This is a genomic window from uncultured Dysosmobacter sp. (genome assembly GCF_947631635.1).
GTDB lineage: Bacteria > Bacillota > Clostridia > Oscillospirales > Oscillospiraceae > Oscillibacter.
This window is the reverse complement of the sequence record NZ_CANRMB010000004.1, coordinates 1-24,928: the sequence shown is the minus strand read 5'-3', so window position 1 is coordinate 24,928 and position 24,928 is coordinate 1. Positions and strand designations below refer to the sequence as shown.

At 58.8% G+C, this 24,928-nt stretch carries 26 protein-coding genes; 18 read left to right on the top strand and 8 right to left on the bottom strand.

What is annotated here, in order from left to right; all coding sequences use genetic code 11:
- The first annotated feature begins 50 nt into the window (after window positions 1–50).
- From pyrF to Q0Z71_RS03410, 6 genes are all read left to right on the top strand, one after another.
- A complete protein-coding gene (gene pyrF, locus Q0Z71_RS03435) occupies window positions 51–755 on the top strand; it encodes an orotidine-5'-phosphate decarboxylase (protein ID WP_298018280.1) in 705 nt (234 codons plus the stop codon).
- A gap of 3 nt (window positions 756–758) precedes the next feature.
- Entirely contained in the window at window positions 759–1,505 is a 747-nt protein-coding gene (locus tag Q0Z71_RS03430) for a TraX family protein (RefSeq protein WP_298018277.1), read from the top strand.
- A 35-nt stretch (window positions 1,506–1,540) separates the two neighbouring features.
- Window positions 1,541–2,374 (top strand): hypothetical protein, encoded by an 834-nt coding sequence (locus Q0Z71_RS03425; RefSeq protein WP_298018273.1) that lies wholly within the window; start codon window positions 1,541–1,543, stop codon window positions 2,372–2,374.
- A gap of 46 nt (window positions 2,375–2,420) precedes the next feature.
- Window positions 2,421–3,062 carry an orotate phosphoribosyltransferase gene (pyrE, locus tag Q0Z71_RS03420; protein ID WP_298018270.1) on the top strand — a complete coding sequence of 214 codons (642 nt, stop codon included), beginning with the start codon at window positions 2,421–2,423 and terminating at the stop codon, window positions 3,060–3,062.
- Window positions 3,063–3,494: 432 nt separating this feature from the next.
- Entirely contained in the window at window positions 3,495–4,415 is a 921-nt protein-coding gene (gene pyrB / locus Q0Z71_RS03415; RefSeq protein WP_298018266.1) for an aspartate carbamoyltransferase, read from the top strand.
- A gap of 13 nt (window positions 4,416–4,428) precedes the next feature.
- Entirely contained in the window at window positions 4,429–4,857 is a 429-nt protein-coding gene (locus tag Q0Z71_RS03410) for an aspartate carbamoyltransferase regulatory subunit (RefSeq protein WP_298018263.1), read from the top strand.
- Between the two features lie 535 nt (window positions 4,858–5,392).
- Here the strand turns inward: Q0Z71_RS03410 and Q0Z71_RS03405 are convergent.
- The 3 genes from Q0Z71_RS03405 to Q0Z71_RS03395 form a co-directional block, all read right to left on the bottom strand.
- Complete coding sequence (locus tag Q0Z71_RS03405) at window positions 5,393–6,262, bottom strand: radical SAM protein (RefSeq protein WP_298018260.1); 870 nt, start codon at window positions 6,260–6,262, stop codon at window positions 5,393–5,395.
- The gene (locus tag Q0Z71_RS03400) at window positions 6,259–7,542 is read right to left on the bottom strand and encodes an aminotransferase class I/II-fold pyridoxal phosphate-dependent enzyme (RefSeq protein WP_298018559.1); all 1,284 of its coding nucleotides are present in this window, start codon (window positions 7,540–7,542) and stop codon (window positions 6,259–6,261) included. The genes Q0Z71_RS03405 and Q0Z71_RS03400 overlap by 4 nt, the downstream gene beginning before the upstream one ends.
- A 150-nt stretch (window positions 7,543–7,692) precedes the next feature.
- Window positions 7,693–8,028, bottom strand: coding sequence for a hypothetical protein (locus Q0Z71_RS03395; RefSeq protein ID WP_298018255.1), 336 nt, complete (start codon window positions 8,026–8,028; stop codon window positions 7,693–7,695).
- 178 nt (window positions 8,029–8,206) lie between these two features.
- Here Q0Z71_RS03395 and Q0Z71_RS03390 point away from each other — a divergent pair, with 178 nt between their 5' ends.
- The 5 genes from Q0Z71_RS03390 to Q0Z71_RS03370 all read left to right on the top strand — a co-directional run bounded on the left by Q0Z71_RS03390 (window position 8,207) and on the right by Q0Z71_RS03370 (window position 12,818).
- Complete coding sequence (locus Q0Z71_RS03390) at window positions 8,207–9,568, top strand: MATE family efflux transporter (protein WP_298018252.1); 1,362 nt, start codon at window positions 8,207–8,209, stop codon at window positions 9,566–9,568.
- A gap of 109 nt (window positions 9,569–9,677) precedes the next feature.
- Window positions 9,678–10,007, top strand: a complete 330-nt coding sequence (locus Q0Z71_RS03385) for a hypothetical protein (protein WP_298018249.1) — start codon at window positions 9,678–9,680, stop codon at window positions 10,005–10,007.
- Between the two features lie 4 nt (window positions 10,008–10,011).
- A complete protein-coding gene (locus Q0Z71_RS03380) occupies window positions 10,012–10,476 on the top strand; it encodes an RNA polymerase sigma factor (RefSeq protein ID WP_298018246.1) in 465 nt (154 codons plus the stop codon).
- Complete coding sequence (locus Q0Z71_RS03375) at window positions 10,476–11,510, top strand: DUF4179 domain-containing protein (protein WP_298018243.1); 1,035 nt, start codon at window positions 10,476–10,478, stop codon at window positions 11,508–11,510. Before Q0Z71_RS03380 ends, Q0Z71_RS03375 begins: the two co-directional genes overlap by 1 nt.
- A 93-nt stretch (window positions 11,511–11,603) precedes the next feature.
- Window positions 11,604–12,818, top strand: coding sequence for an alanine racemase (locus Q0Z71_RS03370; protein WP_298018242.1), 1,215 nt, complete (start codon window positions 11,604–11,606; stop codon window positions 12,816–12,818).
- 278 nt (window positions 12,819–13,096) lie between these two features.
- On the opposite strand, the gene dpaL is transcribed toward Q0Z71_RS03370, so the two are convergent.
- A complete protein-coding gene (dpaL, locus tag Q0Z71_RS03365; protein ID WP_298018239.1) occupies window positions 13,097–14,311 on the bottom strand; it encodes a diaminopropionate ammonia-lyase in 1,215 nt (404 codons plus the stop codon).
- A 563-nt stretch (window positions 14,312–14,874) separates the two neighbouring features.
- Here dpaL and Q0Z71_RS03360 point away from each other — a divergent pair.
- Window positions 14,875–15,906, top strand: coding sequence for a G5 and 3D domain-containing protein (locus Q0Z71_RS03360; protein WP_298018237.1), 1,032 nt, complete (start codon window positions 14,875–14,877; stop codon window positions 15,904–15,906).
- Between the two features lie 104 nt (window positions 15,907–16,010).
- Here the strand turns inward: Q0Z71_RS03360 and Q0Z71_RS03355 are convergent, their stop codons facing one another.
- A complete protein-coding gene (locus Q0Z71_RS03355; protein ID WP_298018234.1) occupies window positions 16,011–16,700 on the bottom strand; it encodes a YjjG family noncanonical pyrimidine nucleotidase in 690 nt (229 codons plus the stop codon).
- 116 nt (window positions 16,701–16,816) lie between these two features.
- On the opposite strand from Q0Z71_RS03355, the gene rsmA reads away from it, so the two are divergent.
- The 4 genes from rsmA (at window position 16,817) to Q0Z71_RS03335 (ending at window position 20,754) form a co-directional block, all read left to right on the top strand.
- The gene (gene rsmA / locus Q0Z71_RS03350) at window positions 16,817–17,677 is read left to right on the top strand and encodes a 16S rRNA (adenine(1518)-N(6)/adenine(1519)-N(6))-dimethyltransferase RsmA (RefSeq protein ID WP_298018231.1); all 861 of its coding nucleotides are present in this window, start codon (window positions 16,817–16,819) and stop codon (window positions 17,675–17,677) included.
- A 177-nt stretch (window positions 17,678–17,854) separates the two neighbouring features.
- Window positions 17,855–19,423: a phosphoenolpyruvate carboxykinase (ATP) gene (pckA, locus tag Q0Z71_RS03345; protein ID WP_298018228.1), complete on the top strand. Its 1,569-nt coding sequence runs from the start codon at window positions 17,855–17,857 to the stop codon at window positions 19,421–19,423.
- Window positions 19,424–19,514: 91 nt separating this feature from the next.
- Window positions 19,515–20,033 carry a hypothetical protein gene (locus Q0Z71_RS03340; RefSeq protein ID WP_298018225.1) on the top strand — a complete coding sequence of 173 codons (519 nt, stop codon included), beginning with the start codon at window positions 19,515–19,517 and terminating at the stop codon, window positions 20,031–20,033.
- 55 nt (window positions 20,034–20,088) lie between these two features.
- Window positions 20,089–20,754 carry a manganese catalase family protein gene (locus Q0Z71_RS03335; RefSeq protein WP_298018222.1) on the top strand — a complete coding sequence of 222 codons (666 nt, stop codon included), beginning with the start codon at window positions 20,089–20,091 and terminating at the stop codon, window positions 20,752–20,754.
- Between the two features lie 38 nt (window positions 20,755–20,792).
- Here Q0Z71_RS03335 and Q0Z71_RS03330 read toward each other — a convergent pair whose 3' ends face one another.
- Window positions 20,793–21,230 carry a hypothetical protein gene (locus Q0Z71_RS03330; RefSeq protein ID WP_298018218.1) on the bottom strand — a complete coding sequence of 146 codons (438 nt, stop codon included), beginning with the start codon at window positions 21,228–21,230 and terminating at the stop codon, window positions 20,793–20,795.
- Window positions 21,231–21,455: 225 nt separating this feature from the next.
- On the opposite strand from Q0Z71_RS03330, the gene Q0Z71_RS03325 reads away from it, so the two are divergent.
- On the top strand, window positions 21,456–21,830 hold the full coding sequence (locus Q0Z71_RS03325; RefSeq protein WP_298018216.1) for a winged helix-turn-helix domain-containing protein: 375 nt from the start codon (window positions 21,456–21,458) through the stop codon (window positions 21,828–21,830).
- A gap of 810 nt (window positions 21,831–22,640) precedes the next feature.
- Window positions 22,641–23,105 carry a DUF4304 domain-containing protein gene (locus tag Q0Z71_RS03320; protein ID WP_298018213.1) on the top strand — a complete coding sequence of 155 codons (465 nt, stop codon included), beginning with the start codon at window positions 22,641–22,643 and terminating at the stop codon, window positions 23,103–23,105.
- A 321-nt stretch (window positions 23,106–23,426) separates the two neighbouring features.
- Here Q0Z71_RS03320 and Q0Z71_RS03315 read toward each other — a convergent pair whose 3' ends face one another.
- Together Q0Z71_RS03315 and Q0Z71_RS03310 are read right to left on the bottom strand one after the other, a co-directional pair.
- A complete protein-coding gene (locus tag Q0Z71_RS03315; RefSeq protein WP_298018210.1) occupies window positions 23,427–23,585 on the bottom strand; it encodes a hypothetical protein in 159 nt (52 codons plus the stop codon).
- A 262-nt stretch (window positions 23,586–23,847) separates the two neighbouring features.
- Window positions 23,848–24,504, bottom strand: coding sequence for an AAA family ATPase (locus Q0Z71_RS03310; RefSeq protein ID WP_298018207.1), 657 nt, complete (start codon window positions 24,502–24,504; stop codon window positions 23,848–23,850).
- Window positions 24,505–24,928: the final 424 nt, after the last annotated feature.

The window sequence follows — 24,928 nt, the reverse complement described above, 5'->3', positions numbered from 1 at the left end:
CGCGATCCGGACCCTGCTTTGGAAACTCAACAGAAAGGACTGTTTTTACTATGAGCGCAAAAGACGTGATCATTGCTCTGGACTTCCCCACCCAAGAGGAGACCCTGCGGTTTCTGGACCAGTTCCCCGCCGGGGAAAAGCCCTTTGTGAAGATCGGCATGGAGCTGTTCTACGCCGAAGGCCCCGACGTGGTGCGCCAGATCAAGGCCCGGGGACACAAGATCTTCCTGGACCTGAAACTCCACGACATCCCCAACACCGTGAAGCGGGCCATGGCGGTCCTCTCCCGGCTGGACGTGGACATGGTGAACCTCCACGCCGCCGGCGCGTCCGAGATGATGAAAGCTGCCCTGGAGGGCCTGACCCGGCCAGACGGCACCAGACCCCTGCTGATCGCCGTCACCCAGCTGACCAGCACCGACGCGGCGGCTCTGAAAAATGAACTGCTCATCGACACCCCCATGGCGGAGACCGTCATGGCCTACGCCAAAAACGCCGCCGGCTCCGGCCTGGTCGGTGTGGTCTGCTCTCCCCTGGAGGCGGCCCTCGTCAAAGAGCGCTGCGGCGGGAACTTCGTCACTGTCACCCCCGGCATCCGCTTTGCGGACAGCGCCGCAGGCGACCAGAAGCGCATCATGACCCCGGAAAAGGCGGGCAAGTCCGGCTGCGACTACATCGTGGTAGGCCGCCCCATCACCCAGTCGGCGGACCCTGTGGCCGCTTACCGCCGGGCGGTGAAGGACTTCCTGGGATAAGCCATGTACGATATCCCCTCCCCCCTGAAACGCAAGCCCTTCGGCGGCATCAATGCCAACCAGCTCCGGTGCCTCGCCCTGTTCTTTATGCTCCTGGACCACCTGTGGGCCACCCTGATACCCGGAAATTTCTGGATGACCTGCGCGGGACGGCTGGCCTTCCCCATTTTCGCCTTCCAGATCTCCGAGGGATTTTTCCACACCGCCGACCGCAGGCGCTACGCCAGGCGGCTGCTGCTGTTCGCCTTAATCTCCGAAATTCCCTTTGACCTCATGTACGGCAGCACCGTGTTCTACCCCTTCCACCAGAACGTGATGTTCACCCTGCTGCTGGGCCTGCTGGCGGTCTCCGCCATAGACCGGGCCCGGCGGGAGCGGACGGCCAAGTCCGTTTTGCTGGCGGGCCTGGCTCTTCTGGGGACGCTGCTGCTGGCTGTTATTGGCATGGTGGACTATGGCTGGCGGGGTGTGCTGACCATTGCGGCGTTTTATGCCCTGCGGGGCTTCCCCGGCGCGTGGCTGGCCCAGCTGGCCGCCATGGTGCTGCTGAATATCGTGGGCTTCCGGGGCCTTTTGCTGCCTCTGCTGGGCTGGGAGGTCCCTGCCCAGGGCTTCGCGGTATTTGCCCTGCTTCCCATCTGGCTGTACAACGGCCATCTGGGCCGCAAAAGCCGCATCCTGCAATATGGCGCTTACGCCTTCTATCCAGTGCACATGCTGGTCCTGTACCTGCTGTTTTCCCTGCTCTGACATCCATATGCCACTCCTGAAAGGAGAAAGCTGATATGTCAACGATGCATCCAGAGCGGCTTTTGCTCCTCTTGTCCGGCTGCGGGATTATCCGGGAGGTACTCCCGGAACAGGCAGCTGCCAGTTCCAGAGAAGAAACAGCTTCGGCGGAAGAAATCCTCCCAGCAGAAGCGCCCCTGCCGGAAGAAGAGGCTGCGGCGGATGATTTGGAAAGCGGTCCGTTGGAAACAGTCACTTACCTGCCGGAAAGCCTGATTCAAGATCTGTACACCCGCATGCTGAACGGTACCGATACCTATGAGGATTTTGAACCCCTGCTGGCAGAGCGGGAGCTCTCTGAAGAGGAGACTGCCGCATTGGCTCCGGAGCTTTTGACCAGTGTCTATGCGGAACATGCCATTTACAGTACCTACTATGCCGTGGACTTCGATAATGACGGCATTGAGGATATCTATGTGCACCGCCGGATGGGAATGGGCAGTATGGGAATGTTCCGTTCTTCATTTTACAGGGGCCTTTCAGACGGAACTTATGAAAGCGCCTATTTTACAGAAAACTGCATGAGTCTTCCGATGTTTATTTCCTGGGAGGGAAAAAACTACCTGCTCTGCCTGCAATGGGACCAGCCCTCCAAGGATGGTATCCGGCAGGAGAGTTATATCGGTCTCTCTGTCTCTGTTTTTGTTGACGGCTGGGAGCAGGAATCCGCCGGGCTGTTCTTTGACCCCACCGCCCTTTGGACGGAGGGCCTGTACGATGAATCCGGTACCCAGATCGGTTGGGAGGAAGGCGCCCCAGCGGACCGTGACATCTCCCTGGCTGTTTACACCCGGGGGATCAATACCGACTTTGCTCTGCCGGTCCATTGAACTGCATCTAAATCTGCTTATCAAATCACCAAGGAGGAATTAAGATATGTCTCTCGAACGCACCATCGCCTATGACCTGCTGTCCATCGGCGCCGTCTTTCTGCGGCCCGACCAGCCCTTCACCTGGGCCAGCGGCATCAAAAGCCCCATTTACTGCGACAACCGCCTGACCCTGACGGCTCCCGCCGTCCGCACCCATGTGGAGGAGGGCCTGGTGGACCTCATCTGCAAGCACTATCCCAATGCGGAGGTCCTGATGGGGACCTCCACCGCCGGCATCGCCCACGCCGCCATCGTGGGCCACCTCATGGGCCTTCCCATGGGCTACGTCCGCTCCGGCAGCAAGGACCACGGCCGCCAGAACCGCATCGAGGGCAAGCTGCTCCCCGGCCAGAAGGTCGTGGTGGTGGAGGATCTGATCTCCACCGGCGGCAGCTGCATCGAGGTGGTCGAGGCCCTGCGGGAGGCCGGCGCCGAGGTGCTGGGCATCGTGTCCATCTTCACCTATGGCCTGCAAAAGGGCCTGGACCGCATGGCCGCCGCCAAAGTCACCAATTTCAGCCTGTCCAATTTCGACGCCGTGTGCGAGGTGGCCGCCAGCGAGGGCAGGATCCAGCCCGAGGACATCGACCGGCTGAAAAAATTCCGGGCCGATCCCAGTGATGAATCCTGGATAGCGTCGAAATAAATTTCGCTCTGCTCCGCTTCCGGCTATCGCCGAAAGCTCCGCCCGCTCCATTCATTTCTCCTTTCCCCACCGTGCGGGACACGGCGGGGGCCCCTTGTATAAATTCCGCTCTGCTCCGCTTCCGGCTATCGCCGAAAGCTCCGCCCGCTCCATTCATTTCTCCTTTCCCCACCGTGCGGGACACGGCGGGGGCCCCTTGTATAAATTCCGCTCTGCTCCGCTTCCGGCTATCGCCGAAAGCTCCGCCCGCTCCATTCATTTCTCCTTTCCCCACCGTGCAGGGCACGGCGGGGGCCCCCTTATATAAATTCCGCTCTGCTCCGCTTCCGGCTATCGCCGAAAGCTTCGCCCGCTCCATTCATTTCTCCTTTCCCCACCGTGCGGGGCACGGCGGGGATCCCCCAGTATCTTTCTTCCGAAAGGAGTCGCATCATGCCAAGAAATATCATCGATGTCGTTGATCTCTCCGTGGAGGAGATCGACCAGCTGATCGCCACGGCGGAGGACATCATCGCAGATCCCGCCAAATACCAGAGCGCCTGTGCCCACAAGCAGCTGGCCACGCTGTTCTTTGAACCCTCCACCCGCACCCGGCTGTCTTTTGAATCCGCTATGCTCTCTCTCGGCGGCAGCGTGCTGGGCTTCTCTGAGGCCAATTCCAGCTCCACCGCCAAGGGTGAGACCGTGGGCGACACCATCCACACCGTCAGCTGCTATGCCGACATCATCGCCATGCGCCACCCCAAGGAGGGCGCGCCCTATGCCGCCGCCCAGTTCAGCGAGGTGCCCATCATCAACGCCGGAGACGGCGGCCACAACCACCCCACCCAAACGCTAACGGACCTGCTGACCATCCACCGGGAAAAAGGCCGTCTGGACAACTTCACCATCGGCTTCTGCGGCGACCTGAAATTCGGCCGCACGGTCCACTCCCTGGTGAACGCCCTCAGCCGCTATCAGAACATCAACTTCGTTCTGATCTCCCCGCTGGAGCTGAAGCTGCCCCGCTATGTGAAGGAAGAGGCCCTGAAAAAGAAGGGCATCCCCTACACCCAGACCACGGACCTGGAGTCCGTCATCCCCCAGCTGGACATTCTCTACATGACCCGCGTCCAGAAGGAACGGTTCTTCAATGAGGAGGACTACCTCCGCCTGAAGGACAGCTATATCCTGACGCCGGAGAAGCTGGTGAACGCCAAGGAGAGCCTGTCCATCCTCCATCCCCTGCCCCGTGTCAATGAGATCGCCGTGGCGGTGGACAAGGACCCCCGGGCCGCCTACTGGAAGCAGGTGAAAAACGGCAAGTTCATCCGCATGGCCCTTATCATGAAGCTGCTGGGCATCGAGGTTTAAGGAGGAACGACGTATGAATATCGACAGCATCCAAAACGGTGTGGTCCTGGACCATATCCAGGCCGGCAAGAGCATGGAAATCTATAAATATTTGCACCTGGACCAGCTGGACTGCTCCGTGGCTATCATCAAAAATGCCCGCAGCGGCAGCATGGGCAAAAAGGACATCATCAAGATCGACTCCCCCATGGAGGTGGATCTGGACGTGCTGGGCTACATCGACTCCAACATCACCGTCAACGTCATTCGAAACGGCGTGCGGGTGGAGAAAAAGCATGTGGAGCTGCCCCAAAAGCTGGTGAACATCATCCACTGCAAAAATCCCCGGTGCATCACCGTGGCAGAACCCCAGCTGGACGCCATCTTCCTGCTGAGCGACCCGGCGAAGCACACCTACCGCTGCGCTTACTGCGAGACGGCAAAGGACAAGAAGAAGTTTTGACCTCTCCCTTTCACATGGGCTGCCGGATAGCAAAAATACCGGGACATGTTCGATCGAACATGTCCCGGTATCTTTCATTTTCAGCAGACTGCTTCGGGATACGCGCCGGTGATGGACCACCAGAGCTCTGTCAAGTCCAGATTGCGCACGGTATAGGCCGGATGGCCGCTGCTGGAAAAAAACGTCGCTGTTGACCTGAAAGGTCCGGCTGCGGTCATCCGTCAGTTCGATCTCCAGCGTATAGCGGGCGCCGCCTAATTTCAGGTTCCGCTCGCCGCCCGCGGTCTCCGCCTCCCCCTTGATCCGCATCCGGGTCAGGGCCTTCCACAGGGTGTCGATCTCCTCTGGCCCTCTCAAGGTCAAACGCTCAGCCGGCGTGCTGATGACGGCGGACACGATCTCATCCCGGGTAAAATCAAACGGATAGTGGGCTGCCCGGTCCCGCTGGTACAGGAATACGCCAGCCGCCAATGCCAGCAGCAGGACCGCCGCAGCGATCACCTTTCCGCTTTTTCGCATCCCGCGCCTCCCCTTTTTACAGGCCCCGCCAGGACTCCGGACGCAGGCGGCTCAAATCGTGTTCCGCCGCGTCGATGGTCCGCAGCATGGCCTGCCGGTCGCCGTTGAGGGTGCCCTTCAGCACCAGATAATTGCTGGCGTGGTTCATGCGGAACACGCTGCCGGGACTGTCCAGATTCTCCACCAGCAGGCGGGTCTCCTCCAGCACCTGGGACTGGTTTAAAAGCCGGAACTTCCCCGCATGCACCCAGTCGTACAGCGGCGTCTCCGGTTCCACCATCAGCGTCAGCATGCCGATATACTCCGGATTCATGGCGTTGAAGGCCTTGGCGGTATCCACGGCGTGCTGCTCCAAAAGGTCCGGTCCACCCAGGCCGGTGATGGCGGTGACGGACAGGGCGATGCCGTTTTGGCGCACCTTCTGGCCCATCTCGATGATCTCCGCCGCCGGATGGCCCTTGCGCATCAGCTTCAGGACTTCGTCGCAGCCGGATTCCAGGCCCATATAGACCATGGTCAGTCCCTTTTCCCGCAGGGTCCGCAGTTCCTCATCCGTGCGGATGCGGATGCTGGCGGGAGATGCGTAGCTGGTGACACGCTGGCACTCCGGGAACAGCTCCCGCACGGTATCCAGGATGATGTAAAGCTCAGATGCTTTCCTGACCAATGCGTCGCCATCCGCCAGAAACACCTTGTCAACATGGCGGTAGGTCTGCCGGGCCATGCGGAAATCCTCTAAGATCTCGTCCAGCGGGCGGAGGGCGAACCGCTTCTCTTTATACATGCTGCAAAAGGCGCAGGTATTGTGGCTGCACCCATAGGTCACCTGGATGATCAGGCTGTACGCCTCGGAGGGCGGGCGGTAAACGCTTCCGAAGTATCTCATACGCCCAGCTTCTCCAGCGCCGCCATTTTCAGGCAGGTGCAGAATATGGTCATGGCCTGTTCCAGTTCCTCCACGGGAGGCAGGGACGGGGCGATGCGGATGTTGCTGTCCGCAGGGTCCCTGCCATAGGGGAAGGTGGCGCCGGCGCCGGTCATGGTGACCCCCGCCTCTTTGCACAGCTCCAGCGTCCGCTTGGCGGTGCCCGGCATGGCGTTCAGGGACACGAAGTAGCCGCCCTTGGGCCGCCGCCAGGAGGCGATATCCAGCGCGCCCACCTCACGGTCCAGGACATCCGCCACGGTGCGGAACTTGGGGCCCATAATCGCGGCCCGCTGGCGCATCAGCTCCAGCGTGTGGGCTTTATTCTTCAGGTACAGGACATGCCGCTGCTGGTTCACCTTGTCAAAGCCGATGGTCTGCACGGTCAGGAACTTCTCCATATACGCCATATTGGCCTCGGAGCAGGCAAAGCAGGACACACCGGCCCCCGGCAGGGTGATCTTGCTGGTGGAGAAGAACTCGATGGGCATGTCGGCGTTGCCGCGCTTTTCGCACTCGCTGATGATATCCAGGAAGGGCACGTGCTCGCCCTCGAATTCATGGAGGCAGTAGGCGTTATCCCACATCAGCAGGAAGTCCGGCGCGGCGGGCTTCATGGCCGCGATCCGGCGGACGGTCTCATCGGTGTAAATGATGCCGTCGGGGTTGGAGTACTTGGGCACGTTCCACATCCCCTTGACCGCGGGGTCCTGAATGGCCTGTTCCACCGCGTCCATGTCCGGGCCGTTGTCAGTCATGGGGACCGCGACCAGCTCAAAGCCGAAGAACTCCGTGATCTTGAAGTGGCGGTCATATCCGGGGACCGGGCACAGCCACTTCACCTTCTCCTCCTTACACCAGGGGCGCTCACTGTGGAGCATGCCATGGGTATATGCGTGGGAGATGGTGTCGTACATCAGCTGAAGGCTGGCATTTCCGCCCACGAATACCTGCTCCGGCCTGCAGCCCAAAAGCTCGGCAAAGAGGCGCTTTGCGGCGGGCAGACCTGTCAGCTCTCCGTAGTTGCGGACATCGATGCCGTCGGACACATAGTCCTCCGGATCCTGCATCAGCTGGAAGATATCGCTGGACAGGTCCAGCTGGGTCTTACCGGGCTTGCCCCGGGCAATATTCAGCTTCATGTCCTTGGCTTTCAGCGCATCAAATTCCTTTTGCAGGCAGGCATATGCCGCGGTGCGCTCCTCCGCGGTCATTTTGGGATAAGCGGTCACAACCATCATCCTTTCCACTGTGATCTTCCGCAAATTTTGTTGCATACAGTATACCCAGTTTTCCCGCCGCTTGCAAGGGCAAATCCCTTGTATAAATATATAAACATCGCAAAAAGCCCGCCCCCACCTTTGTTCCCGGTGGAGGCGGGCCGGCGCGCCTCAGCAGCAGCCGCGGCCGACGCAATTGTCGGCACAGGCGATGGTGGGCTCGCCGGAGGTCAAGGTCACGCCATAGCGGATGGGCACGGATACGCGGACCTGCTGGGTCATGGTCACGGTGCAGCTGGTGCCGCTGGCGTCTGTGACGCAGGTGATGTCCGGCACGCCCTGGCAGGCCACGGTGACGGTCCCCACCGCCGCGGTGGGCGTCAGCGTCATGGGGGCGGTGACATCTACGCACTGTGTACCAACTTTATTGCAGCCATTCAGCTGGCAGGCGTCCTCCGCCTGATAGGGCAGGATCGGTTCATGCTCGTAGGCCGCACTGATATGCAAAACAGTTCCCTCATTTCTATGAGATTGTATCCAGTACACCGGATACAATCCATCCTATGCAGGCGGGGCCGTTCTGGTCCGCCTGCCGCCGGACAGCAATTTTGAAAAAGGAGCTTTTCCTTTTCGTCCAAGCATGTTATAATTTTGTTAAAATTATGAAGATTTTGAGGAATGCATCATGGACGAAAAGCAGGAACAAAAATTTCATCAAATGACGGAGGAGCCTGTCAGCCATCTGATCGGCCGTCTGGCGCTCCCCTGCATCATCAGTATGCTGGTCACCGCCTTTTACAACATGGCGGACACCTTTTTTGTGGGGATGCTGAAGAGCAACAGCGCCACCGGCGCCGTGGGTGTGGTCTTTTCCCTGATGGCCATCATCCAGGCGGTGGGCTTTTTCTTCGGCCACGGCAGCGGCAATTTCATCTCCCGGGAGCTGGGCAGGCAGAACTTTGAGGATGCCTCCAACATGGCCGCCACCGGCTTTTTCTCCGCGCTGGGCGCGGGACTTCTGATCTGTGTTCTGGGACAGGTCTTTCTGGAGCCGCTGGCCTATCTTCTGGGCTCCACCGACACCATTCTGCCCTATGCCAAGGCCTATCTGCGGGTCATCCTCTTCGGCGCGCCCTGGATGACCTCCTCCCTGGTGCTGAACAACCAGCTGCGGTTTCAGGGCAGCGCCGCCTATGCCATGGTGGGCATTGCCAGCGGCGCGGTGCTGAACATCGGCCTGGACCCGCTTTTGATCTTTGTATTCGATATGGGCGTGGCCGGTGCGGCCTGGGCTACCATCATCAGCCAGTTCGTCAGCTTCTGCCTGCTGCTGGTGGGCTGCAGCAAGGGCGGCAACCTGCACATCCACATCTCCCGGGTCCAGCTGAAGTGGTCCTATTACAAGATGATCATCAAAGGCGGCCTGCCCTCCCTGGCCCGGCAGGGGCTGGCCTCTGTGGCCACCATCTGCCTGAACCAGGCCGCCGGCCCCTTTGGAGATGCCGCCATCGCCGCTATGAGCATCGTGCAGCGCATCATGATGTTCGGCGGCTCCGCTATGATCGGCTTCGGCCAGGGCTTCCAGCCCGTCTGCGGCTTCAACTATGGGGCCAAGCTCTACCACCGGGTGAAGGAGGGATTCTGGTTCTGCGTCAAGACCTCCACGGTCTTTCTGTTTGCGGTGGCCGCTGTGGGCTTTGCCTTCGCGCCCCAGCTGGTGTCCCTGTTCCGGGACGATCCGGACGTCATCGCCTATGGCGCCGCCGCTCTGCGGTTCCAATGCATCACCTTCTGCTTCCAGGGCTGGGTGGTCATGAGCAATATGATGCTCCAAACCATCGGCCGCACCATTCCCGCCACCTTCCTGGCCATGGCCCGGCAGGGCATCTTCTTCATCCCGCTGGTCTGGATCCTGTCCGCCTCCCTGGGGATGCTGGGCGTCCAGATGACGCAGATGGTCTCCGACATCCTGACATTGGCCTGCGCCATTCCCATCCAAATGAAAGTCCTGCGGGAGATGTCCGCGCCGCCAAAGGCCTCGGCCTGACAGTCCAGAGCCGCTCCCGGCACAGCCTGGGAGCGGCTTTTTCTCTCCTTTTACGCAAACGTTTGTCTTTTGTTTCGTGAAAATATATATTTTAAAAGGATAAAACTGTATGAAACAACGAAGTTTTTCAGTGCCTCTTGACATCTTTGCTTTTATAATTCATAGTATAAGCAGTCCAAGTGAAAATCCTGGACCTTTTCTTTCAAATTCTATCGAAAACGTTTGCGTTATCATGTTCCCCCGCAACGCATCTTTTTGCGTTTCTGTTTCTCCTTTCCTTCTATGGCACAAAGCCCGCGTTTTGGCAGAAGCGCGGGCTTTGTGCTGTTCTGTTGCCCAAAAGGCCCGCTGTGCTTCCAGCGGCATAAAATTTCAAAAAAATTTTTCCTCCCTGAAGCGATCCGCCCTTCTGAAAAGTATTCCTGATAGAAGGAGGTGATCACATGATCCCAGCAGACACCGCGGACGCTGTGGACCGATACGGCGCCGTGGTCTACCGTATGGCCTGCGCCCAGACCCGCTCCCGGCAGGACGCCGACGACATCTTTCAGGACGTTTTCCTCCGCTATCACCGTTCCGCCCCGGTCTTTGAAAGCGAGGAGCACCGGAAGGCCTGGCTGCTGCGCGTCACCGTCAACCGCGCCCGAAGCCTGTTCACAGCCCCCTGGCGGCAGAGGGCCGTACCGCTGGAGGACGTCTATGCCTGCACCGACCCGGAGGCGTCGGCGGTGGACATGGCGCTGGCCCGGCTGTCTGGAAAATACCGGTCTGTCATCCATCTCTATTACTACGAAGGCTATGGCACGGATGAGATCGCAGAGATCTTAAACCGGCCTCCCTCTACCGTCCGGGCACAGCTGACCCGTGCCCGGCAGAAACTGAAGGAATTGCTGAAGGAGGAACTCTGATGTTTTCTGATACTTATCGCAAGATGAACGACGCTATCACTCCCTCCCCTGCTCTGGTGGAGCAGACCCTGGCCCAGACAGGGCGGCGCCGCTTTCCCCTGCGCCGCGCAGCCGCTGTCGCCGCCGCGGCGGTCCTGTGCATCGCCACTCCGGTCCTGGCGGCGCAAACAGAGCCGGGCTACCAGCTCCTGTATGCCCTGTCCCCCGCCGCCGCCCAGTTTTTCCAGCCCGTGCAGCGGTCCTGCACCGACAGCGGCGTGACCATGGAGGTGGTGGCTGTCCAAGTGGCGGGCAGCGCCGCCCAGGCGTATATCACCCTCACCGGGGATGCCGTGGACGAGACCTGCGACCTGTTTGACAGCTATAACTTCCACCTCCCCTTTGACCAGATCAGCCATTGTGAGCGGGTGGACTATGACACGGAGACCCGCACCGCCACCTTCCTCTGTTCCACAGAGACCATGGACGGCAACCCCATCCCCACAGGCGGAAAGATGACCTTCTCCCTGGGATGCTTCCTCTCCGGCAAAGAGGTCGCCAAGGACCTGGCGGTAGACCTGTCCCTGGCGGACTATGCTCTGGAGGCGGAGACCGTCCCTGCGGGAGCGCCGTCGGACGCGTATGCCCGCACCGGCGGCGGGGCTTCGGATGAGGCCGGGGAAGCCCTCATGCACGCCTCTCCCATGCTCCGCCCGGACGTTCCCATCGCCGTCCCTGTGGAAGGGCTCTCCATCACCGCCATGGGCTATGCCGGTGGACTGTTCCATGTGCAGACATGCCGGGGCGACGCCGCGAAGCTGGACAACCACTGTCAGTTGTGGCTGGTGGATGAGAACGGGGAGCGTCTGGACTCCTTATACAGTGCGGGATTCTCCAATTTCGCTGAAAACACCAGCCGCCTGGACTACACCGAGGATGTATTCGACATCGCTCCGGAGAAGCTGGCACGCTGCACGCTCCACGGGGATTTCTACACCGCCTCTACCCTGACGGAGGGGAGCTGGCGCATCACCTTCCCTCTGGAAAACACCTGACACACAAGGCCCTGGAGAATCGCTCCGGGGCCTTGTTATTTTGTCCAGATATGGTATGATGGTCTTGATCACATGACTAAGGAGGTATCCGAAATGGCAGACCGCTCGATCCTGATGGAGCAATTGCGGTTCCATCACAATTTCTATCTCTATGAGGAGTCCGTCATCCGCGACGCCATTCAAGCCCTGCATACCCAGTTCCCCAGCGCGCAGTTTCTATACTCCGTGAAATGCAACCCCGCCGGACGGGTGCTGGACACCGTATTTTCCCAGGGCCTGGGAGCCGACGCCGCCAGCGCCGCCGAGGTGGATTTCGCCTGGCAGCGGGGCGTCCCCAAAGACCGCATCTATTTCTCCGCCCCCGGCCGGACGGAGGCGGACTTCCGCCGTGTCTGGGGCCGCTGCGTCCTGATCGCCGACAGTCTTCACGAATTGGAGATGATCTCCCGCATCGCCGCGGAACGGGGCGATGCGGCGGAGGTAGGCGTCCGGCTGAACCCGGACTTCACCTTCACGGCAGACCAGGGCGTTCCCGGAAAATTCGGCATCGACCAGGAGGCCTTCTTTGCCCAGGCCCCCGCTCTGGCCGCCCTTCCCGGCATCAGGCTCGTGGGCATCCACGTCCACGCCAAGAGCCAGGAGCTGGACGCCGCCGCGCTGGCCGGTTACCATAGGAAGATGTTCCGCCTTGCGGAGCAGGTCCAGACGCTGCTGGGCACGCCGCTGCAATTTGTGAACTTCGGCTCCGGTCTGGGCATCCCCTTTGCCGCAGGCGACGCGCCGCTGGACCTGGAGACCGTGGGCGCCAGCTTCCGCGCCGCCTTGGCGGACTTCCGCAAGACCGCGCCGGACACCCGGATCTTGATTGAGACAGGCCGCTATGTGGTGGGCAAGAGCGGGACCTATGTCACCACGGTCCTGGACAAGAAGGTCTCCCGCGGCAAGACCTTCCTCCTGCTGTGCGGCACCCTGAACGCCTTCGCCCGCCCTGCTGTCAGCCGGATGGTCCGGAGCTACACGGACTCCCCCGCCCCCTGTGAGCCGCTGTTCACCTGCCCCTGGTCGGAGGCGCTGATCCCTCTCACGGACCGGGCGGAGCAGGAGACCGTCACCCTGGCCGGAAACCTCTGCACGGCCGCGGATATCATCGCCCAGGACATCACCCTGCCCCGGATGGAGATCGGGGACGGTCTGGCGCTGACCAATGCCGGATGCTACGCCGCTGTGATGACCCCCATGCAGTTCGCCTCTCTGACGCCTCCGGCCCAACTGCTTTTGACCATGGACGGCCGGGTGGTGAACGCCTGATCCTGTCTCGCACACGGCAGCTGCTGTGATGAAGCGCCTGTAAAAGGCGCGGTGGTCATGGCGCATCCACACTCAAACGACGGTACATGCTGCCTGTCCCCGGCGGGACGTCTCGCCGGAACACACCTGTCCGGGCTTTCACAAACATATAGAGCGGACCGGCTAAAAAAGTCCCGGCGGAGCATTGCTCCGCCGGGACTTTTGTCTCTTCTGTGATAGATATGTCCAACAGATGCTGAAAGGCCGCGGTGTCCCGCGGCCTTTCAGGCAGAAAATTTTTAAACCGTGGGATATTCGCCGTCCCACAGGATCCGCCGGTACTTGGCAGGGTCCGTGTCTCCCTCCGTGGAGAACATCAGCACCTTGCTGAAACGGTCCAGACCGATAGCCTCCCGCAGCTCCCGGTACTCGCCGTCCTCCATCAGCGCTGCGATCAGGCCCATGCCCACCGCGCCGGACTCGCCGGAGATGACCCGGGGATCGCCCTTCACAGGAGCGCCTAGCATCCGCATCCCCTTGGCGCTGACCCAGTCCGGGCAGGAGACAAAGGCGGACACATGGTTGCGCAGGATATCCCAGGAGATGATGTTGGGCTCGCCGCAGGCCAGACCCGCCATGATGGTCTGGAGGTCGCCGCCCACGGTGCGGGACGCGCCGTCGCCCGCCAGAGCGCCCTGGTACAGGCAGTCCGCCGCACCGGCCTCCATCACCACAAACTTTGGGGGATCGTTGGGGAAGCGGTTGACAAAATAGCCCACCACCGCGCCGGCCAGACTGCCCACGCCCGCCTGCACGAACACGTGGGTGGGACGGTTCACGCTCAGCTGCCGCAGCTGCTCCGCAGCCTCGCTGGCCATGGTGCCGTAGCCCTGCATGATCCAGGCGGGGATCTCCTCATAGCCCTCCCATGCGGTGTCCTGCACCACCACGCCGTGCTCCGTCCCGGCGGCCTCCGCCGCCGCCATGCGGACGCAGTCGTCGTAGTTCACCTCTTCGATGGTGACCTTGGCGCCCTCCTTGGCGATGTTGTCGTACCGGGACCGGCTGCTGCCCTTGGGCATGTGGACCACGGCCTTCTGCCCCAGTTTGTTGGCCGCCCAGGCCACGCCGCGGCCATGGTTGCCGTCGGTGGCGGTAAAGAACGTCGCCTGGCCGAATTCCTTGCGGAAGGCCTCGCTGGTCAGATAGTCATATGTCATCTCGGAGACATCCCGGCCCATCTGCTGGGCGATGTAGCGGGCCATGGCAAAGGAGCCGCCCAGCACCTTGAACGCATTCAGTCCAAAGCGGTAGGATTCATCCTTCACAAAAAGGCCGCCCAGACCCAGGTGCTCCGCCATGCCGTCCAGCCGCGCCAAAGGCGTAATGGAATACTGCGGAAAGCTGTTGTGAAAGGCGCGCGCCTTTGCCACATGGTCCAAAGACATTACGCGCAGCTGCCGGTCCTCGCTGGCCGGCATACGGTTCTTGACCCATTTGATCGTCTCTTTCATAGCCCTCACCATACAAAAATTTTTAGTTTATCAAATTTTTTGTTAGTTCCTATTGCCATCATATCACAGTTTATGCGGAAGTCAAGGCATTTTCCCAAATTTTCATAAGATCCCGTTCTTTTCTCTGAAATGCGGAGCGGAACCGGGCCGCCCCATTTCGATCAGCGGCGCCTGCTGCTCAACACCGGACCCACAGGCCGTCCGCCGTCCGTTTCCCACATCTCAAAATTCTTAAAAAATTTCTACATATCCAATTTTCAAGAAAAAAGCGTCCTATATGTGCCAAATTCATACATGTTTTTTGAAGTCTTAAAATTTGTTACCATTTTGTTTCTTTTTGTTTTTCATTACAGTTATTTCCAATTTTATTTTGTCCTTTTTCGTCTAAAGTGGGAGACATAACACCGTTTTCAAGCTGAAAACTTGACAAAAGTGGGACCACGGTGTATACTAAGCCCAGTTTTTCAGTTGGTAACAAAAGTTACAAGTTGTTTTTCCTGTGAAAAACGACCGCGCAACGTTCCCCCCGTGGGGCTGAAAAACCTTTTTCAGGAGGTATGGTTTTGAAAACACATGACCTGCGAAAAAAACTGCATACGATCTGGAATCACCGCGCCACCTTTGTCTGTTCCCTGCTGTTCGTGGTGATCACCAGCCTCTCCGCGACCACCTGGGCCGACGCCCTGTATATCCTCACCGGCGTGGAGGACGACGCCATTGTCTTGGAGGAGGGCTCCAGCGCGCCGGACCTGTCCTCCCAGCTTCTCTATGTCTCCTCCGGCAGCAAGGGCTACGACGTGGTCCTGTCCGCCGGACAAACCGTTACCGTCCATCACGACGGCGCCACCACATCGGTCCACTCCAAGCGGGAGAGCATCTCCAAGCTGCTGAACCGCCTGCACATCGTTCCCAGTCCCCTGGAAATGGTGGCAGTGGACCTGTCCGGCTCCAGCGTGGAGCTGACGGTCTCCTCCGATATCACCTACTATGACAAGGTGACGGAGACCGTCACCTTTGAGACCCTTCGGGTGGCCAATCCCAATATGGAAAAGGGCACCGAAAAGGTGGTCCAGGAGGGAGCCGACGGCGTGCGGACCTCGATCTACGAGGTCGTCTGGTCCAACGGCGAACAGGTCTCCCGCCAGTTCGTGGAAGAGGTGGACAGCACCGCCGTGGATCAGGTCGTGGAGTACGGCACGGCCACGGAGCCTGTGCTCATGGATGACACGGACCGCATTGTCAACGTTGTGAAAAACGGGGACGGCAGCGGCACCCTGGTGTTCCAGTCCGGCACCACGCTGGAGTTCTCCGGCGCAAAGTCCATGACCGCCACCGCCTATACCGCCGGCTATGACGGCGCGGACTATACCACCGCCACGGGCACCTTTGTCCGGGTGGGCACTGTGGCCGTGGACAAAAACGTCATCCCTCTGGGGACCAAGATGTATATCGTCACCGACGACGGCGTGGTCTACGGCCTGGCTACGGCGGAGGACACCGGCGTTCGGGGCAACAAGGTCGATCTATATTATGATACCTATCAGCAGTGTATCAATTTCGGCCGCCGGAGCTGCACGGTCTATATTCTGAAATAAGCCTTTCGTATGCAACGTTTCTCCCCGGCGCATCCGCGCCGGGGAGTTTTTCACCGCTCCTATGGAATCCCCCGGTGGTCTGACGGCCGCCGGGGGATCATGTTTTATGCCAGTGCCGCCAGCAGGGCGGGAAGCTGGTCCAGCGCGCTGATCTCATAGTCCGGCACGATGTCCGGACGGGGCATCCTGCCCGGATGACGGAGCCAGCAGGTCCGCATTCCGGCGTTGATGCCGCCCCGGACGTCGGAGGTCAGGCTGTCCCCCACCATCAGGGCCGTTTCCCGGGAAAAGCCGGGAATGGCATCAAAGCACCGCTGGAAAAATACCGGACTGGGTTTATCGGCCCCCAGCTCCTCCGAGATGAAGATCCCCCGGAAATACGGAAGGATGCCCGCATCCTCCAGACGGCGGTGCTGCACTGCGGCGGAGCCGTTGGAGGCGATGTACAGCGCATACCGGGCCGACAGCGCTTTCAGCAGCTCCGGCGCGCCGGGGACGAAGCCGTGCTCCTCCGCCAGATAGGATTCATAGCGGTCACAGACCTCCCTGCCGGAATGGTCCACGCCCAGCTCTCCAAAGAGGATTTGAAACCGGCTCTCCAACACCTGGTCCCGGGTGAGTTTCCCCTCCTCCAGCAGCTCCCATTGGCGCATGTTGATGACATGATACCGCTCCAAAACGGCGGCTGTGGGCTCCACGCCGATCTCCTGCAAAGCCCGGCCCAGGGCGTGGGCCTCGCCGCCCCGGAAATCCAGAATGGTATCGTCCAGATCAAGAAAGATCGTTTTCAGCATAAGGGTGCTCCTCTCCTGCCAAATAGGATAGATCTATCATATCGTATCTGCCGGGGGTTTTCAAATATTCTTTTTTTTGGTATACTATTGGCATTTCTTGAAAAGGCGGAATTTCCATGAATCTCTGTGATTACGATACCATCCGGGACCTGCTGGGGCGGCACGGATTTCATTTCTCCAAATCCATGGGGCAGAATTTTCTGATCGACGCCCAGGTCCCCGCCAGGATCGCGGACGCCTCCCAGGCGGACGCGGGGTGCGGCGTGCTGGAGATCGGCCCCGGCATCGGCCCCCTGACGGCGGAGCTGGCCCAGCGGGCGGGCAAGGTGGTGTCCATTGAGCTGGACCGTTCCCTGCTCCCGGTGCTGGCCGAGACCATGGCCCCCTATCCCAATGTGGAGATCATTTCCGGCGATGTGATGAAGCTGGACCTGAACGCCCTGGCGGCGGAGAAATTCCAGGGACTGACCCCCATCGTCTGCGCCAACCTGCCCTACAACATCACCACCCCGGTTCTGACAAGGCTCATCGAATCCCCCTGCTTTGAGACCATCACGGTCCTCATTCAAAAGGAGGTGGCCCAGCGGCTCTCCGCCGCCCAGGGCTCCCCGGACGGCGGTTCCTTTTCTCTGTTTCTGCAATACTATATGGAGACGGCATATCTCTTTGACGTGCCCCGGGAGAAGTTCCTGCCCGCCCCCAAGGTGACCTCCGCCGTGCTGCGGTGCGTCCGCCGGAAGCAGCCCGCGGTCCAGGTGGACGACGAGGCGTTTTTCTTTCAGGTGGTGCGGGGCGCCTTTCTGCTGCGGCGAAAGACCTTGTCCAACAGTCTTGCCGCCGCGCTGCCGGACTTTGACAAAGCTGCCATCCAGTCCGCCATGGCGGACTGCGGCCTCTCTCCAGACCTGCGGGGCGAGCGGCTGACGCTTCAAGATTTTGCCCGGCTGTCCCACGCCCTGCTTGCGAAAATGGCCTGATCTCCTCAGGCCGCTTTCTGTTTTTTGCGCAATTTACGTAAATTTTCTTGCCTTTTCCCGAAAAGCGGCGTAAAATATTTGGTAATTTCTTTTTCAGTCGGAGTAGTCCGGCTGTGAGGCCACACACCGCATGGGATCGTACATCTGGCCCTGCGGCAGCAAAGGAGGAACTTTATAATGGAAACCTATGATTTGGAAGCACTTGGCATCACCAATGCCTCTGCCGTATACCGGAACCTGACTCCCGCCCAATTGACGGAACACGCTCTTCGCCGTGGTGAGGGAAAGCTCTCCAGCACCGGCGCCCTGGTGGTCAAGACCGGCAAATACACCGGCCGCAGCGCCAACGACAAATTTATCGTGGACACCCCCGCCGTCCACGATGAGATCGCCTGGGGCAAGGTGAACCGCCCCATTGAAAAGGCAAAATTCGAGGCCATCAGGAGCAAGGTCACCGCCTATCTGCAAAACCGGGAGCTGTTTATTTTTGACGGTTTTGCCGGTGCGGACCCCAAATACACCCAGTCTTTCCGTATCGTCAATGAACTGGCCTCTCAGAATCTGTTCATCCATCAGCTTCTGCGCCGTCCCACTGCGGAACAGCTGAAGGATTTCAAGGCCGACTACACCATCATCGCCGCCCCCGGCTTCCAGTGCGTCCCGGAGGTGGACGGCACCCGGTCCGAGGCCGCCATTCTGGTGGACTATGAGGCCAAGCTGGTGGTCATCTGCGGCACCCAGTATGCCGGTGAGATCAAGAAGTCCGTCTTCTCCGTCATGAACTACGTCCTGCCCAAGATGGGCGTGTTTCCCATGCACTGCTCCGCCAACATCGGCAAAGACGGTGATTCCGCTGTGTTCTTCGGCCTGTCCGGCACCGGCAAGACCACCCTCTCCGCCGACCCTGGCCGGATGCTCATCGGCGACGACGAGCACGGCTGGGCCGACGACTCCGTGTTCAACTTTGAGGGCGGCTGCTATGCCAAGTGCATCAACCTCAGCCCCGAGGGGGAGCCGGAGATCTACAACGCCATCAAGTTCGGCGCGCTGGTGGAAAATGTGGTGATGGACGAGGAGACCCGGGAATTCGACTTTGACGACGACTCTCTGGCCGTCAACAGCCGGGTGGGCTATCCCGTGGAGTATATCCCCAATGCGGAGCTGTCCGGCATGAGCCCCAGCGTGCCTAAGACCGTCATCTTCCTCACCGCCGACGCCTACGGCGTCCTGCCCCCCATCTCCAAGCTGGATAAGAACCAGGCCATGTACTACTTCGTGTCCGGCTTCACCAGCAAGGTGGCCGGTACGGAGATCGGCATCACCGAACCGGTCCCCACCTTCTCCACCTGCTTCGGAGAGCCCTTCCTGCCCCTGGACCCCTCCGTCTACGCCGGGATGCTTGCGGAAAAGGTGGAGAAGTCCGGCGCCAATGTGTACCTGGTGAACACCGGCTGGAACGGCACCGGCAAGCGCATGAAGCTGCGCTACACCCGGGCCATGGTCACTGCCGCCCTCACCGGCGAGATCGAGAAAGGCGAATTCGTCACCGATCCCACCTTCGGCGTCCAGGTGCCCACCTCCATCGAGGGCGTGCCCTCCGAGCTGCTGATCCCCGAGAACACCTGGGCGGACAAGGCGGCCTACAAGGCAAGCTGCAAGAAGCTGGCGGCCGGCTTTACGGAGAATTTCAAGAAGTACGCCCACATGGGCGCCGAGGTGGTGGCGGCCGGTCCCAAGGCCGAATAAGTTTAAGCGATGCGAAAGGCGCCCCTGCCGGCGCATGTTTTGCGATGATCTCCCCCGGTCCTGCCATACCGGCAATAAAAAGGAGGAATGTATGGAATTGTTGAAAAAACCGCTGCTGCGGGTACCTTTGGTGCTGGGCATCGCAGGGATCGTCCTTCGGTTCCTGACCTACATCGCCGCCTTCATCTCCGTGCGGCTCCAAACGGCTCAGGGGCCGGACCCGGTCACCGGGGCTTACAGCATCAGCAGCGGATATGTGACGGAGATCATGGCCGTCATCTCTTTTGTGGTGTTCTGGGCGGCTGGCTGGAAATTCGTGCGGGGACTGGAGCGGAAAACGATCTTTTTCTCCGCCACCATCATGGTGGTCTGGTGCACCGCACTGCTGATCTGGGAACAGCTCAGTCAGAAGCTGGGCGGGTATTCCCTATGGTGTTATCGCTTCTATGCCACCACAGAGGCCAACATGTGGGCCACGCAGATCCTGATCCGGATATTTGACACGGTGTCCGTTCCGGTGGTCCTTCCCAGTCTGTTCGTTCCCTATCTGTATCTGCTGCTGGGGAAGCGCGGCTCCCGGCAGGTCGGAGCCGTTGAAGAGGCCGTATAAAATCGCAAAAGCGGGACACTCTAATGGCAAATCCAGCCAAAGGAGTGTCCCGCTGATGTTCAAACACGAAAAAATGCTGTTCCATCCTGTGGGTGTGGAGAAGCCCAATCCCCAGTACGCGGCGCTGCTTCAAGAGCAGCTGGGCGGCGGCAACGGCGAGCTGAAGGCCGCCATGCAGTATATGTCCCAGAGCTTCCGCGTCAAGGACCCGGAGATCAAGGACCTGTTTCTGGATATCGCCGCCGAGGAGCTGGGCCACATGGAGATGGTGGCCCAGACCATCAACCTGCTGAACGGCCACGATGTGGACGCTGAAAATGTCAAAGCCGGGGAGATCCAGAGCCACGTCATCCTGGGCCTGAATCCCGGCCTCATCAACGCCTCCGGCTACTCCTGGACCGGCGATTACGTCACCGTCACCGGGGACCTGTGCGCCGACCTCCTCAGCAACATCGCCTCCGAACAGCGGGCCAAGGTGGTGTATGAGTATCTCTACCGCCAGATCGACGATAAAAAGGTCCGGGAGACCATCGACTTCCTGCTGAACCGGGAGGAGGCCCACAACCAGATGTTCCGGGACGCCTTCAACAAGGTGCAGGACAGCGGGTCCAACCGGGACTTCGGCACCACCAAGGCCGCCAAAATGTATTTCTCCATGTCCAATCCCGGCCCCAACACCTTTGCCGGGAACGACGTCAAAGCCCCCTCTTTTTCCAAATAACGCAGAGCGCCCGCCGGGAATGGCGGGCGCTTCGCATGTCAGGCGCGGTCCGGAAATCTGGCGCAGAGCTGGTCCAGCTCGCCGATGAGGGCGGTGAGGTCCGCCTTGGTCATGGTGCAGGACACCTCGGCGATGTCGTCGCCGTCCATGGTGTTGGGCAGGAAGAAGGACACCCCCACCTGAAAATCCTCTCCCGCCGCCCAGGCGGACAGCGCAAAATAAGGCTCCGCGAAATCGCTTTCGTAGGAGTCCCTGATGCCCGCGTTCAGGACCTTCAGCCCCGCGGTCATCTCCTTCAGCTCATAGGTCAAGAGACAGCTGTTGGTGTCCTTGACGATCACCCCGTCCTCGTTGACCCAGGTGCACCGCAGGACCAGCCAATTCCGGTCGTCGCTGGCGGGATCGCCGCCGTCGGCGGGCAGCTCATAGTTCACAATGTCCAGCTTCAGGCTGGACTCCTCGTTTTGAAACAGCATATCGTCGCTCCCTCTCCGTGATGGTCTCCTGTTTTTGCCGGACATCACGAAATTTTTTCTTCCGAAGCCATTGTAGCACACTTTCTCCTGTTTGCAAATGCGGGCAAGTGTGGTAAAATAAAGAAAATTTCCGGGAAACCGTCCTTTGGGACGGACCACGCTCGTATCGCCGGAATTTTACGCGGCTGTCTCCTCCGGGGGCGGCCCGCTGGACGGAGGGACGAAATGGACAAGGAACTGCATTTAAAACTGACGGTGCGGCTTTTCACGGACGATAACCGGCGCTGTTTTGGCCCCGGCATTGCCACCCTGCTGGTCCGTATACGGGAGCACAAATCCCTGCGGGCCGCGGCGGCATCCATGGAGATGGCCTATTCCAAAGCCTGGCGCATCATCCGCACCGCGGAAGACGTCTTTGGCTGCAAGCTGCTGGACTCCACCATCGGCGGCCAGCACGGCGGCGGCGCGGTGCTGACGGCGGAGGCGGAACAGATCCTGGCGGCCTATGAAGCGTATGTCGCCGATGTGGAGGCATACTGCCAGGGAAAATTTGAGGAGAGCTTCGGATTCTACCGGGAGCTGGACCACCACAAGCTCTGAAAAGCATCTATACCGGATTGAAAAACAGACCGCCGCATGGTGATACCATGCGGCGGTCTGTTTTCATTGTATAAATGAAAACCACGGGCTATGCCCGTGGTTCTAAAAAGGCTAAGCCTATGCGGAGAAAAATGAGAAGAAAAGAGACCAAAGAAAGCAACCAGGTTGAGTACAAGCACGAATATAGACATTGGAACTAAATGAAAAGAACCCAAGCAAGAAAAAGTCTCGGAGAGACGAAAAAGACTGCACCCCACCGCCGATAAAAATCGGCAGCAGGGCACAGATGCAGTAGAAATAAAATTCGAAAGCCTTTAGGCTTTGCCAGTAAAAGCCCCTTATAGGGGCGAGTGCAGGCCACCCGTTATACGGGTGGTCCTGACTCAGATGCCCATTGCGTCCTGAAACCACTCGCCTGGAGAAACAGGCCATATAGAATCAGGAGCCGGCAGGGCGGCAGCCACTGCCGGCTGGGGAGCAGGCGCCCCTCCTTTCGGGCGTGGCAGGACCAGCAGAAATACTCATGTGCGGTAACGTATCACAGGAAAACTTTGTCGAAGTGACGGCCGCCCCCCACACTATTCCGACTGCTTGAAAAAAGCGCAAAGGCAATTTATAATTGGGGTGAAACGGGGACATCAGCTTTGTTATTATTATAATCAGAGTGAAAAACCTGAAATGTTCCAAAGTGAAAACTGGTGAGATATTAGGCCTTGTTTAAAAAATAGTCAACACGCCCAAACAGCGGGGCTTTTTTCCGCTGTTTGGGCATATTACCTATTTTGTAACAAGACCTGAAAGGTGTTCCGCATGAAAATATTAAGCGAAGTCAGACCAATGCTGGCCCAATATGGATACAAAAAGAGCGGCAATTCTTTTTGGAAAAGCGAAAATGGTTTTTATAAACTAATCAATTTTCAAAAGGGTACATACGGAAACTATTTCTTTATCAATGTTGGATTGCATCCCAATGGATTGTCAATACTTTGCACCAAACAACTTTGTTTATTAGAAAGGCCCAAAGAAAGCCAGTGCGTGCTGCGAGAAAGAGCGGAGCAAATTTCAATTAAAGCAGGCTCATTTAAAAAGGAAATTGGTTATATGGAAGAAATCGAAACATTAAAGGGACTGCTTTTTTCTGTTATGCCCGATATGGAGGCTTGGCTAAGTAAATGGGGTTCATACAGAACGATTTTGTCTGCTGATTTACCGTTAAATATCCAAATTATTTTCAGCAGCTCCTATCATATGGAGAAAAGAGTTTTGGTTGCTTAAAAGCTATTGTGCATTGATGGAGAGAGATAAGATAACTGCAAAAAGATATTTTTCAATTTATCAAACTGAAAATTCCAATATGGACTTTTCGTTAGTAGATAATTATATGGATAATCTTATAACTTCCAATTAACATTTCCCTTCCTGCTCATTTGTTCCCCCGGTCAATCCTGTTGGGGCTGCAGCCCCAACAGGATTGACCGGCGCAGAGCGCCGGTGTTGCGGCGCCGCCCCCACCGAGGAGGGGAGCAGCAAAAAATTTTAGAGCCTATCCCGGAATTAGAGGTGCAAGCGGTGTGCACACAATTTCGGGATAGGCTCTTAATCTCTTGCTGCTTCTTTATCCGTAGTGAGTGGAAGGCCCAGGGTCTCGGCGGCAAACAGGATCTCCGGCAGGTAAACCTCCGGCAGCAGTCCTGTATGGAGGCAGTCTGGGATCAGGTGCCGCTGGCAGGTCATGTGGCCGATGATATAGTCCATTCACTTGAAAAATCGTGTGCGATTTTTCAAGCGGGCGATGCCCGCTGTGCGTAAAGCGCACAGTGATTGACTATGAAATTCAAATCAAGGCCGCGGTCCGCGGCCTGTCACAGCGCACATGCGCTGTGACACTTGAAAAGTGGATTTGCCACTTTTCAAATTATTTAATTATATCCGCACACATCAGCGGGAGCAGCCACAGGAACCGCACCACCGCAGCCACCTGCCTCTGCCGCCATCGCACATTTCCGATACCGGATCTTTATCCGTTGGGCTGGGTGGGATCGATCTCGGTGGGGCTTGGGACGGGGTGCTCCTTGTGCTCCACCATGGCACGGATCAGCTCCACAGTGCCGCCCAGGCCCAGATAGCTGGAATCCAGGCAGAAGTCATAGCTCTCCACCGCGCCCCATTTCTGGGAGGAGTAGTACTCATAATAGGAGGCGCGGCGCTTATCGGTTTTGATGATGAGCTTGCGGGCCTCCTCAGGCGTCACCTTCTGGCGCTTGGCGACCCGCTCGATCCGCACGTTCATGGGCGCGTGGATAAACAGGCTCAGGTGGTCGGGATTGTCCGCCAGCGCGTAGTCCGCGCAGCGGCCGATCATGACACAGGGGCCCTGTTCAGCAATGTGGCGGATGGTGTCAAAGGTGGCCAGATACACCTGCTGTTCCAGAGAATCGCCGGCGCCGGTGCCCGGCAGGGCGAACATATAGGAGTCCATGGCGATGGAATACAGCAGGCTCTTGGGCCGCTCGTCAAAATTCTCAAAGATCTTCTCGCACAGGCCGCTCTTCTTGGCCGCCTCCTGCAAGAGCTCCTTATCATAAAACGGGATACCCAGTTCCTTGGCGACCCGGATGCCGACCTCCTTGCCGCCGCTCCCGAACTGCCGTCCGATGGTGATGATGGTCTTCATAGAGATTCCTCCTCTCTTTGTGTTTATATAATAACATACTTTGGCAAAAGCGTCAAATGAAAGCGGGGCTTTGTGCTGAAACGCCCTCAATCCCTTCAGCGGCAGCACCTGCCGGACAGCGGCCTGATTTCCCTCTGCATAGATCCAGTGTGTCATGGCGGTCCTCCCTTCCTTTGCCGCCCGTCTCTTTCCCGCTCCCAGCTTTTGGGACAGCAGTTTTTGCGAGAAACTGTGATTCTGGATCCAGCAATACGAACCTGTACTTCCCATTCCCAGGCGATCCTTTCGCATTCAGCCTGAGGCATCTGCTTTATGTAAACAGTTCATATGCAAATCAGGGTGCAGTCAGTCAGGACCACCCGTATAACGGGTGGCCTGCACTCGCCCTATAAGGGCGTGATATTTGCCGCGCCTCAAGGCGCGG